Here is an 11,206-nt window from a genome sequence, read left to right on the forward strand (position 1 = left end):
AAACCATGGGTGTGTGATAGCCGGCAGGTGTTGCATTCGTGGGGTTGTGGGGTTCATTTTGTCAATACTGCCGTGTTGGCCAACAGTAAGAAATCACAGGGTTAGTGGAAGTGGTCTGGAACGGCCTGTCGTAGAGGGTGAGAATCCCGTACACGAAAACTTTGTGACTGTTGTAATGGAAACCCAAGTAGCACCGGGCCCGTGAAATCTGGTGTGAATCTGTCGGGACCACCCGATAAGCCTGAATACTCCCTGGTGACCGATAGCGGACTAGTACCGTGAGGGAAAGGTGAAAAGTACCCCGGGAGGGGAGTGAAATAGTACCTGAAACCGTGCGCTTACAATCCGTCAGAGCCTTCGAGCAGTTTACTGCTGGGGGTGATGGCGTGCCTTTTGAAGAATGAGCCTGCGAGTTAGTGGCATGTCGCGAGGTTAACCCGTGTGGGGTAGCCGTAGCGAAAGCGAGTCCGAATAGGGCGATCGTAGTGGCATGCTCTAGACCCGAAGCGGAGTGATCTACCCATGGCCAGGTTGAAGCGACGGTAAGACGTCGTGGAGGACCGAACCCACTTAGGTTGAAAACTGAGGGGATGAGTTGTGGGTAGGGGTGAAAGGCCAATCAAACTCCGTGATAGCTGGTTCTCCCCGAAATGCATTTAGGTGCAGCGTCGCGTGTTTCTCACCGGAGGTAGAGCTACTGGATGGTCTAGGGGGCCCACAAGCTTACCGAAATCAGCCAAACTCCGAATGCCGGTGAGTGAGAGCGCGGCAGTGAGACTGCGGGCGATAAGGTTCGTAGTCGAGAGGGAAACAGCCCAGATCGCCAGCTAAGGTCCCTAAGCGTGTACTAAGTGGAAAAGGATGTGGGGTCGCGAAGACAACCAGGAGGTTGGCTTAGAAGCAGCCACCCTTGAAAGAGTGCGTAATAGCTCACTGGTCAAGTGATCCTGCGCCGACAATGTAGCGGGGCTCAAGTACACCACCGAAGCTGCGGCATTCACGCAATAGCCCCCCTTCACTCTGCGGAGTGTTGGGCAGGTGTGTGGATGGGTAGGGGAGCGTCGTGTGGCCATGGAAGCGGCAGGGTGACCTAGCCGTGGAGGCCACACGAGTGAGAATGCAGGCATGAGTAGCGAAAGACGAGTGAGAAACTCGTCCGCCGAATGACCAAGGGTTCCTGGGCCAGGTTAATCCGCCCAGGGTGAGTCGGGACCTAAGACGAGGCCGACAGGCGTAGCCGATGGACAACGGGTTGATATTCCCGTACCCGTGTGAACGCGCCCATGGTGAATCAGTGATACTAACCATCCTGAAGCCACGAGAAGACCTTCGGGTCTCGAGTTGGTGGATGCATGGGACCTGATCTGGTAGTAGCCAAGCGATGGGGTGACGCAGGAAGGTAGCTGAGCCAGTCAGTGGTAATACTGGTGTAAGCGTGTAGGGCGTGACCTAGGCAAATCCGGGTCGCACATAGCCTGAGACGTGATGCGTAGCCGATTGAGGCGAATTCAGTGATCCTATGCTGCCGAGAAAAGCCTCTAGCGAGCTTTCACACGGCCCGTACCCCAAACCGACACAGGTGGTCAGGTAGAGAATACTAAGGCGATCGAGATAACTATGGTTAAGGAACTCGGCAAAATGCCCCCGTAACTTCGGGAGAAGGGGGGCCCTGTCTGGTGACGACATTTACTGTCTGAGCTGGGTGGGGCCGCAGAGACCAGTGAGAAGCGACTGTTTACTAAAAACACAGGTCCGTGCGAAGTCGTAAGACGATGTATACGGACTGACGCCTGCCCGGTGCTGGAAGGTTAAGAGGACCGGTTAGTTCCTTCGGGAGCGAAGCTGAGAATTTAAGCCCCAGTAAACGGCGGTGGTAACTATAACCATCCTAAGGTAGCGAAATTCCTTGTCGGGTAAGTTCCGACCTGCACGAATGGCGTAACGACTTCTCAGCTGTCTCAACCGTAGACTCGGCGAAATTGCATTACGAGTAAAGATGCTCGTTACGCGCGGCAGGACGAAAAGACCCCGGGACCTTCACTACAGCTTGGTATTGGTGTTCGGTTCGGTTTGTGTAGGATAGGTGGGAGACTGTGAAACGGTGACGCCAGTTATCGTGGAGTCGTTGTTGAAATACCACTCTGATCGAATTGGACCTCTAACCTCGGACCATGATCTGGTTCAGGGACAGTGCCTGGTGGGTAGTTTAACTGGGGCGGTTGCCTCCCAAAATGTAACGGAGGCGCCCAAAGGTTCCCTCAGCCTGGTTGGCAATCAGGTGTCGAGTGCAAGTGCACAAGGGAGCTTGACTGTGAGACTGACAGGTCGAGCAGGGACGAAAGTCGGGACTAGTGATCCGGCACCGGCAAGTGGAAGCGGTGTCGCTCAACGGATAAAAGGTACCCCGGGGATAACAGGCTGATCTTCCCCAAGAGTCCATATCGACGGGATGGTTTGGCACCTCGATGTCGGCTCGTCGCATCCTGGGGCTGGAGTAGGTCCCAAGGGTTGGGCTGTTCGCCCATTAAAGCGGCACGCGAGCTGGGTTTAGAACGTCGTGAGACAGTTCGGTCTCTATCCGCCGCGCGCGTTAGAAACTTGAGGAAGGCTGTCCCTAGTACGAGAGGACCGGGACGGACGAACCTCTGGTGTGCCAGTTGTTCCGCCAGGAGCACCGCTGGTTAGCTACGTTCGGAAGGGATAACCGCTGAAAGCATCTAAGCGGGAAGCCTGTTCCAAGATGAGGTTTCTCACCCCCTCGAGGGGGTAAGGCCCCCGGCAGACCACCGGGTTGATAGGCCAGAACTGGAAGTGCAGTAATGCATGCAGGTGACTGGTACTAATAGGCCGAGGACTTACCACAAAGAAGCTACGCGTCCACTGTGCGGTATCTGAAACAACACACAGATACTGATGAGAAACCCTGTTTTCTCCATCCCCCAACACCAGAAACTGGTGTTGACGGGTGGTGAAACCAGGTGATCAGAAGAAGGTTACTGTGACAGTTTCATAGAGTTACGGCGGTCATAGCGAAGGGGAAACGCCCGGTCCCATTCCGAACCCGGAAGCTAAGCCCTTCAGCGCCGATGGTACTGCACTCGACAGGGTGTGGGAGAGTAGGACACCGCCGAACACACATTAGAGAAGCCCCCCAACCAGTGATGGTTGGGGGGCTTTCTCGTACCCAAAACACCCCCCCCGAAACACCCCCCGACTTCGAGCGAACGGCACTGTCGTCGCCTCAGATCGACCCAACGTACCGTTCGCACCATCAAGGGCGGGAGCACCCCCGCCGGCACCCCCGCATCGAGTGAACGACACGCTAACCCTCTTCAACGAGATGAACGGTACGTTCACACCATCAGGGGCGGGAACACGACTGAGGACGACAGGCGCTTTGCCCGGATCAGTCGATGCCGTCGGCGGTGGCAGTCGCATACTTCGGCCGGCCAGCCGGCAGATACCTCTGAATCGTCACGCCCTTTGATGTGGCTCGCGATTCGGCCAGCTCGAGTGCGATGTCCGGTCCGGAGTCGGGAAACAGTCGCGTGCCCTGGCCTACCACCACCGGAACGATCAGCAGGATCATCTCGTCGACCAGATCGTTCGCGAGAAGCCAGCGGCACAGGTTGCCACTGCCGTGCACCTGAAGCTCACCGCCGGGTCTGGCTTTCAGTGCGCCGAGAGCTGTGGCGGTGTCACCTGAAAGGGCCGTGGTGTTCTTCCATTGCGGATCGGTGACCGTTGTCGAGGCAAGATACTTGGGCCGCGAATTCAGGGCGCTTGCAATGGGGTTGACGTCGGGATTCTCGAACGCGCCCCAATAGCCGGCGAAGATCTCGTACGTGTGTCGCCCGAACAGGAACGCGTCAGCTCGCTGGTAGACCTGGACGAGATAGTCCATGGCTTCGGTGTCCACCAATGGCGCGGACCAGCCGCCCCGCTCGAATCCGCCACGGCGATCTTCGTCCGGCCCACCGAGTCCTTGCATCACTCCGTCGAGAGTGACGATGGTAAAGGTCGTCAGTTTCATAGTCGTACCCATCTCCCAGGCGTCGTCGGATTTCCGCTGTGCCGATATAGACCGTCGAGAAGCGGGAAAGTCATCGAGCGAACGTGGCGTTGATCGCCTTGGATCGACCGAACGTGCCGTTCGCTCAGGGGGGAGGTGGGGTCAGGGCTGCACGGGCACGGAGTCTGACGGGCTGGTCTCGGACTCCAGAGCGTCGCACGGAATCGCGAGCTCGGTCTGTTCGAGGCGGCCGCGAAGGGTGATGTTCTCGGTGATCGACCACTGTGCAGCCTCGGCGCTGTCAGCGGCAGCCACAGCCCGACCGGATGCGGCGACGTTACCCGGAACCGTCTTGGCGACCTCGGACAGTCGCGCCGCTTCGTTGACGGGATCACCGATGACGGTGTACTCGAATCTCTCTCGCGCACCGACGTTCCCGGCTACGGCAACACCTGCGGCGACGCCGATTCCCGCGCTCACTTCCGGAACCTCGGCACGCAGGCGCTGCTGAATCTTGCGGGCAGCGGCGAGTGCGCTGCCGGCGTGATCGTCGAGTGTCGTCGGCGCTCCGAAGATCGCCAGCGCTGCGTCGCCCTCGAACTTGTTGACGAATCCGCCGTGTGCGTCGACCTCGTCGACGATGACGTCGAAGAAACGGTTGAGTAGAGCGACCACAGCCGTAGGGGAGTTGGTGGCCGCGATCGTGGTCGATCCGATGACGTCGACGAAGAGAACGGCAACGTCACGTTCTTCACCGCCGAGTTCCGGGTTTCGGCGAACCGCGTTTGCGGCAACCTCGTGTCCGACGTGGCGCCCGAAGAGGTCGCGTATCCGCTCTCGCTCGCGCAGACCCTCGGCCATGCGATTGAAGCCGGCCTGCAGTAGTCCCAGTTCAGTTCCGTCGTACACGACGACGGACGCGGTGAGGTCGCCACGGGTGACTTGTTCCATTCCTCGTCGCACGGACCGAATGGGGGCCGCGGCGGACCGAATGTTGATGTATGTCAGCCCGAGTCCGACGCACAGGGTGATTCCGCCAATGACGAGGATGGCGATCGCGAGGGCTTGCCACGATGCAGGCCGGATGAAGCTGAAGACCGCCACGAGCATCAAGCCGGTGACGGGGACTCCGCTTCCGAGCAGCCAGACGAGGATTGTCCGGCCGGTCAGTCCGAGAACGGCAGCCTTGCGGGGTGCTCCGGATTCGAGTGCACGCGCAGCAATCGGGCGGAGTGCGAACTCGCTGAGCAGGTAGCAGAAAGCGCACGTGGTGATACCGCTGAAAGCCACGGTGAACAGAACTTTCGGAATAGTGTCGGGGTCGACGATTCCGTACATGGTCGTGAAGGTGATGAGCGCGGCCGTCCACAGGACGGCTTGCACTCGGGTCAGTCGCCACGGCCCGCGCAGCGCCGCGCGTTGATTCTGCTCTGTCGGTGGGTGATCCTCGGTGGCCCATCGAAGATCCCGCATCAGCCGTTTGGTGCCCCACAGAAGTCCGATGAGAAAGACACACCCGATGAAGACGGGCACGGCAATGAAGTTGATCCATGCGAATTCGGGGTGGATGATCTCGGGTCCGGGAACCACGAATCCGATGAGCACGATCGCCAGTACCGCTCCGATCAGGTTTGTGACCAGGAGGGGCGCGGTGAGTAGTGCCTGGACGCGGATTCGGCGGCGCCTGGGGCTTTCGTCGGTGGATCCGAGCAGCCACGACCCCAGGGGCGCACTCGGGACACGGCTTCGCTGCATAGTGTGTCGAGAGTAGTCGTAATGATCGCTTAGGGTGGTCCGGTGCGCCTAGTTATTGCTCGTTGCCGTGTCGACTATGTGGGACGCCTGACCTCCCACCTCCCTACCGCAAGACGACTGCTGTTGGTCAAAGCCGACGGCTCGGTCAGTATCCATGCCGACGATCGGGCGTACAAGCCGCTCAACTGGATGAGTCCGCCGTGCTGGTTGGTCGAGACCACCGGGGACGGCGACGACATCCTGTGGGTCGTCACCAACAAGGCGGGCGAGGAACTGCGGATCACTCTCGAAGAGGTCGAGCACGATTCGTCGTATGAACTCGGTCTCGATCCGGGATTGATCAAGGACGGTGTCGAGGCACACCTTCAAGAACTTTTGGCGGAGCATGTCGAGACACTCGGCCCCGGCTACACGTTGGTGCGGCGTGAGTACATGACGGCCATCGGGCCGGTCGATCTTCTGGTCCGAGACGCGGACGGTGCATCGGTGGCGGTGGAGATCAAGCGTCGCGGCGAGATCGACGGCGTCGAGCAGTTGACGCGCTACCTCGAATTGCTCAACCGCGATCCGCTGCTCGCGCCGGTCACGGGAGTTTTTGCAGCGCAACAGATCAAGCCGCAGGCAAAGACTTTGGCCAACGACCGTGGGATCCGTTGCCTGGTCCTTGACTACGAGGCCTTGCGGGGCACCGAAAGCACCGAGTTCCGCCTCTTCTGACGCTGTTTAGACTCGAACCATGCCGCGCCGCAAACCTTCGCCGAAGCAAACCCGTCGAACGGATACTCGGCGTGCGCGGGATTCGAGCGCGGAGTCGGCGTCACCAAGCGGTGTGTTGTTCGGCGGGGCGCTGGTCCGGGAGGAACCCGGTCCGGGCGGTGAAATGTACATGGTGAGGCCGATACCCGGCTCCAACGCGACGAAGTTCTATCGCTGCCCCGGTTGTGATCACGACATCAGGCCCGGCGTCGCTCACGTGGTGACGTGGCCTTCGGAACCGGGCGGCGCGAACGAGCGTCGACACTGGCACACCGGATGCTGGTCAGGCCGCGGTACGCGCAGCCTGACCAGACGGTGGTCCTGAGCGTCGATCAGTTCCTGGACTGGGCTCGCTGCTCGACGGCGCGGGTGTCGATCTCGGCGGTGTTCGTCTCGTCCGAGTCCTCGAGAACGTCGTCTTCGTCGATACTCGGTTCTGATTTGACCGGATCTGCGTCGACCTTATCTGCGTCGGCCTTCTTGTCTTCGATCTCGAGATCTTCCTCGGCTTCGACGATGACCGGAGCGGGCGGTGCATCGAGGAGTTCGCTCTCCCGGTTGACCGATGCGAGCATGGCCGGAACCGAATCGAGTTGTCCGCGAATGCCCAAGAGCTGAGCCAGGATTCGGCCTCGGAGAACGCGCAGTTCTTCGGTGAGTTCCTTCGCGTGAGCGATCTTGCGCTCGGACTGATCAGTGGCGGCCTGCAGCCTGCGCTGAGCCTCGTGCGACGCATCGGCGAGTCGACGCTCGGCCTCTGCTTTGCTCGACGACTCCAGCTCGTTGACGGCGGCGACGACCTTGGCGCGGCGCTCCGACATCGAGATGTCGAAGTCTTCGCGGATCTGAGTGCGCTTGGCCTCGGACTCGGCAGCCAGTCGATCCCGCTCGGCCTGCGCGGCTTCGACGATCCGGGCGGCTTCGGTACGGGCCTGCGCCATGGTCTGCTCGTGCATGGTTTCCATCGCGTTGCGACGGTCCTCGAGTTCGGCGATCAGCGACTCGTAGTGCCCACGTAGGCGAGCGCCGTCCTGTTCGGCGATGGAGGTCATCTCGGCTGCGTCGGCCTCGGCCTTCGCGCGCACCTCCGAGGCCTCGTCGGAGGCAAGGCGCAGCATGCGGCTGATGCGATCGCTCATGCCCTCCGCAGTGGTGGGCGGTACCGAGAGGCGGTCTACGTCCTTGCGGAGGTCGTCGATGTCGTCGCGTGCATCGTCGAGCTGCTTGGCGAGGTCACGGGCCTGCGCAGCGGCTGCATCACGATCAGCCGCGGTAACTCGCAGCTCCGCGTCGAATCGCTCGAAGTAGTTACGTACCTCGTCGCGGTCGTATCCCTTCCGTGCGATCTGGAACGGAAGTTGGATCGAACCGCGGTCCTGCTCGTATGCCATGGCGACAATCTACCTGGCATACGAGCTGGAGTCGGGTCTGCTAGTGGCTCGCGTCGGGTTCGACCAGTTCCACCAGGACGCCGCCGGCGTCCTTCGGGTGGATGAAGTTGATGCGCGAGTTGGCCGTACCGCGTCGGGGAGCGTCGTACAGCAACCGAACCCCGCGGTCGCGAAGCTCGGCGGAGATGGCGTCGATGTCGGTGACCCGGTAGGCGAGCTGCTGGAGGCCGGGGCCGCTTCGGTCGATGAACTTGGCGATGGTCGAGTTCTCGTCCAGAGGCGCGAGCAGCTGAACGGCAGTGGATCCGGCGGGGGAGCCGACGACGGAGAGCATGGCCTCACGCACGCCCTGCGATTCGTTGATTTCCTCGTGGGTCGACACCATGCCCAGGTGCTGCGTGTACCACTCGATTGCCACGTCGAGATCGGGCACCGCGATCCCGACGTGATCGATCGCGACGACGAGGTCGGACGACAAAGGTGCGAGTGCAGAACTGGGGGAGGTCTGTGTCATACCTTTCACGGTAGCGCTACCGTTTGAGGAGTACACGTCGGGATGTGACTTGGCTCTTAGGCCGCACGGAACCGACGACTATCTCTCTTTTGCAGCCGGAGGAAATCGTGACCAGTTCTGTGATTGTTGCGGGAGCTCGTACCCCGATGGGTCGACTCCTCGGATCGTTGAAAGACCTCTCCGGGTCCGACCTCGGCGGCATCGCCATCAAAGGCGCCCTCGACAAGTCCTCAGTCGCACCCGAACAGGTCGACTACGTCATCATGGGACAGGTCCTCACCGCCGGCGCCGGCCAGATGCCCGCCCGCCAAGCCGCCGTCGCCGCCGGCATCCCCATGAACGTCCCCGCCCTGAGCATCAACAAAGTGTGCCTCTCCGGCATCGACGCCATCGCCCTCGCCGACCAACTCATCCGCGCCGGCGAATTCGACATCGTCGTCGCCGGCGGGCAGGAATCGATGTCCCGCGCACCCCACATGCTCGAAAAAAGCCGCGAAGGCTTCAAATACGGCGACGTCACCCTCCGCGACCACATGGCCTACGACGGCCTCCACGACATCTTCACCGACCAGGCCATGGGCCTGCTCACCGAACAAGTCAACCAACAAGAAACCACCCACATCACCCGCGCCGAGCAGGACGCCTTCGCCGCCGCCTCACACCAGAACGCGGCCCGCGCCTGGAAAGACGGCCTCTTCGACAACGAAGTCGTCCCCGTCTCCATCCCCCAACGCAAGGGCGAGCCCATCGTCTTCGCCCAGGACGAAGGCATCCGCGCCGACACCACCACCGAATCCCTCGGCAAACTGCGTCCCGCGTTCAGCAAGGACGGCACCATCACCGCCGGCTCCGCCTCCCCGATCTCCGACGGCGCCGCCGCCGTGATCGTGATGAGCAAAACCAAAGCCGAAGAACTCGGCCTGACCTGGATCGCGGAAATCGGCGCCCACGGCGTCGTCGCCGGACCCGACTCCACCCTCCAGTCCCAACCCGCCCGGGCCATCGCCAAAGCCTGCGCGAAGGAAGGCATCGACCCCACCGACCTCGACCTCGTCGAAATCAACGAAGCATTCGCCGCCGTCGGGATCGCCTCCACCCGCGAACTCGGCCTCGACCCCGCCAAGGTCAACGTCAACGGCGGCGCCATCGCCGTCGGCCACCCCCTCGGCATGTCCGGCGCCCGCATCGCCCTGCACCTCGCCCTCGAACTGCAACGCCGCGGCGGCGGCATCGGCGCAGCCGCACTCTGCGGCGGCGGCGGACAAGGCGACGCACTCATCGTCCGCGTCCCCAAGGCCTGAGTGTCTAAATACACCTGAACGAGCGCTCTCGCTCGGCGACGCCCCGTGGTTTTGCTCACACAACTACGGGGCGTCGTAGTTGTTCGGGCACAATGGCCTCATGGCGAACATCTTTGACGTATCCACTCCCGCGAAACGCTTCCGTCTGGTGGCGTGGTGGGAAGCTGTGACCTGGGCGGCCTTGCTGGTTGCCATGTTCTTCAAGTGGGTCCTCGGACACGAAGAAGCGATTCGCATCCCCGGAATGGTCCACGGAACCGCCGGCTTCCTGGTGTTCATCGTTGTTGCACTCCTGACCGCGTGGTCGCTCAAGTGGGACGTCAAGACCACGATCCTTGCGCTGATCTCGAGCGTTCCGCCCTTCGGCACCGTCATCTTCGAACGCTGGGCAGTGCGAAACGGCAAGCTCGGTGAGCTGTCCACGGAGTTCGATGCGTCCAAGGGCAACGCGGCGCTCGTCTGAGTGCTGCATCCCTCTACGTAGCTTCTCGCAACTCGTGACAAACTGGGAGCCGTGACTCGACCAGGTTCCAGGCCCCCCGCGCGTTCGTCCGCAGTTGCTGCCGCCATGAGCGGCGCAGTCGACTTGTCCGCCTTCAAAGAGCGGGCCACGGCCCCACCACCGCCGCGTAACACCAGCGGCGACGGGGCCGTTTCTGCTGTCTCCGGGGCAGTGATCGAGGTGACCGAGGAGAACTTCGAAAGCGAAGTCCTGCTGAAGTCGAGCCAGGTGCCGGTGATCGTCAACATCGGTGGCCGCGCATACGAGCCCTCGGTCGTATTCACCGAAGTTCTCGAATCATTTGCAGCGCGAGCCGGCGGCAAGTGGATTCTTGCCAACGTCGACGTCGACGTGAGCCCTCGTATCGCGCAGGCATTCGGTGTGCAGTCGGTTCCGACGGTTGTTGCTGTCGCGGCTGGTCAGCCGTTGGCCGATTTTCAGGGCGCTCAGCCAGAGGCGCAGCTCAGCCAGTGGTTCGACGCAGTCCTCCAAGCTGTCGAGGGCAAGTTGAGTGGGCCGGTCTCCGACGCGGACGAACCGGTGGAGGAGGTCGAGGATCCTCGCTTCGTGGCCGCTGAAACCGCGCTGGACGAGGGCGATCTCGACGCCGCCATCGCTGCGTACCAGGAAATTCTCGACGCCGAACCCAACAATGTGGAGGCCAAGAGCGCTGTCCGCCAGGTGAAGTTCATGGCTCGGGTTCAGGGTGTCGATCCCGAGTCGATTGCGGCCGCGGATGCTGATCCGTCCGATCTCGAACTGCAGTTCGCTGCGGCCGACCTGGAAATGTTCGCCCAGCAACCCGAGGCGTCGTTCGCCCGCTTGATCTCGGTGGTCTCGCGAACTGCCGGCGACGACAAGGCTGCCGCTCGGACGCGCCTGCTCGAACTGTTCGAACTGTTCGACCCGGCAGAACCGATCGTCATCGCGGCCCGTCGTAAGTTGGCTTCCGCTCTCTACTGACGTGTGGACCGG

Annotated in this window: 9 protein-coding genes and 2 rRNA genes (1 of these 11 only partly in view); 7 read left to right on the forward strand and 4 right to left on the reverse strand. The window is 61.5% G+C overall.

The window, feature by feature from the left end; translation table 11 throughout:
* Together ABIE52_RS03190 and rrf are read left to right on the forward strand one after the other, a co-directional pair.
* Positions 1 to 2,863 (forward strand): 23S ribosomal RNA (locus tag ABIE52_RS03190) (it extends 272 nt beyond the left edge of the window).
* A gap of 153 nt (positions 2,864 to 3,016) precedes the next feature.
* A 5S ribosomal RNA gene (gene rrf / locus ABIE52_RS03195) occupies positions 3,017 to 3,133 on the forward strand.
* Positions 3,134 to 3,406: 273 nt separating this feature from the next.
* Here the strand turns inward: rrf and ABIE52_RS03200 are convergent.
* Positions 3,407 to 4,033 (reverse strand): dihydrofolate reductase family protein, encoded by a 627-nt coding sequence (locus ABIE52_RS03200; RefSeq protein ID WP_192713748.1) that lies wholly within the window; start codon positions 4,031 to 4,033, stop codon positions 3,407 to 3,409.
* Positions 4,034 to 4,174: 141 nt separating this feature from the next.
* Positions 4,175 to 5,767, reverse strand: coding sequence for an adenylate/guanylate cyclase domain-containing protein (locus ABIE52_RS03205; RefSeq protein WP_063316266.1), 1,593 nt, complete (start codon positions 5,765 to 5,767; stop codon positions 4,175 to 4,177).
* Between the two features lie 42 nt (positions 5,768 to 5,809).
* Between ABIE52_RS03205 and nucS the strand changes: the two genes are divergently transcribed.
* Positions 5,810 to 6,484, forward strand: a complete 675-nt coding sequence (nucS, locus tag ABIE52_RS03210; RefSeq protein ID WP_007733244.1) for an endonuclease NucS — start codon at positions 5,810 to 5,812, stop codon at positions 6,482 to 6,484.
* Positions 6,485 to 6,503: 19 nt separating this feature from the next.
* Positions 6,504 to 6,848, forward strand: a complete 345-nt coding sequence (locus ABIE52_RS03215) for an Rv1322 family protein (protein ID WP_054828484.1) — start codon at positions 6,504 to 6,506, stop codon at positions 6,846 to 6,848.
* Positions 6,849 to 6,855: 7 nt separating this feature from the next.
* On the opposite strand, the gene ABIE52_RS03220 is transcribed toward ABIE52_RS03215, so the two are convergent.
* Together ABIE52_RS03220 and mce are read right to left on the reverse strand one after the other, a co-directional pair.
* On the reverse strand, positions 6,856 to 7,914 hold the full coding sequence (locus tag ABIE52_RS03220) for a hypothetical protein (protein WP_007733248.1): 1,059 nt from the start codon (positions 7,912 to 7,914) through the stop codon (positions 6,856 to 6,858).
* A gap of 40 nt (positions 7,915 to 7,954) precedes the next feature.
* Positions 7,955 to 8,428: a methylmalonyl-CoA epimerase gene (mce, locus tag ABIE52_RS03225; RefSeq protein WP_007733251.1), complete on the reverse strand. Its 474-nt coding sequence runs from the start codon at positions 8,426 to 8,428 to the stop codon at positions 7,955 to 7,957.
* Positions 8,429 to 8,535: 107 nt separating this feature from the next.
* Between mce and ABIE52_RS03230 the strand changes: the two genes are divergently transcribed.
* The 3 genes from ABIE52_RS03230 (at position 8,536) to ABIE52_RS03240 (ending at position 11,194) form a co-directional block, all read left to right on the forward strand.
* Positions 8,536 to 9,729 (forward strand): acetyl-CoA C-acetyltransferase, encoded by a 1,194-nt coding sequence (locus ABIE52_RS03230; RefSeq protein WP_047269845.1) that lies wholly within the window; start codon positions 8,536 to 8,538, stop codon positions 9,727 to 9,729.
* Between the two features lie 100 nt (positions 9,730 to 9,829).
* Complete coding sequence (locus ABIE52_RS03235; protein WP_007733255.1) at positions 9,830 to 10,192, forward strand: DUF3817 domain-containing protein; 363 nt, start codon at positions 9,830 to 9,832, stop codon at positions 10,190 to 10,192.
* 105 nt (positions 10,193 to 10,297) lie between these two features.
* Positions 10,298 to 11,194 (forward strand): co-chaperone YbbN, encoded by an 897-nt coding sequence (locus ABIE52_RS03240; RefSeq protein WP_065456252.1) that lies wholly within the window; start codon positions 10,298 to 10,300, stop codon positions 11,192 to 11,194.
* Positions 11,195 to 11,206 lie beyond the last annotated feature (12 nt).

The organism is Rhodococcus sp. OAS809 (genome assembly GCF_040546695.1).
GTDB classification, from domain to species: Bacteria; Actinomycetota; Actinomycetes; order Mycobacteriales; family Mycobacteriaceae; genus Rhodococcus_F; species Rhodococcus_F qingshengii.

Coding starts and splice junctions, on each gene's coding strand:
- ABIE52_RS03220 (WP_007733248.1), bottom strand. CDS start 7,914: ATGGCATACGAGCAGGACCGCGGTTCGATCCAACTTCCGTTCCAGATC.
- mce (WP_007733251.1), bottom strand. CDS start 8,428: ATGACACAGACCTCCCCCAGTTCTGCACTCGCACCTTTGTCGTCCGAC.
- ABIE52_RS03240 (WP_065456252.1), top strand. CDS start 10,298: ATGAGCGGCGCAGTCGACTTGTCCGCCTTCAAAGAGCGGGCCACGGCC.
- ABIE52_RS03235 (WP_007733255.1), top strand. CDS start 9,830: ATGGCGAACATCTTTGACGTATCCACTCCCGCGAAACGCTTCCGTCTG.
- ABIE52_RS03215 (WP_054828484.1), top strand. CDS start 6,504: ATGCCGCGCCGCAAACCTTCGCCGAAGCAAACCCGTCGAACGGATACT.
- ABIE52_RS03205 (WP_063316266.1), bottom strand. CDS start 5,767: ATGCAGCGAAGCCGTGTCCCGAGTGCGCCCCTGGGGTCGTGGCTGCTC.
- ABIE52_RS03200 (WP_192713748.1), bottom strand. CDS start 4,033: ATGAAACTGACGACCTTTACCATCGTCACTCTCGACGGAGTGATGCAA.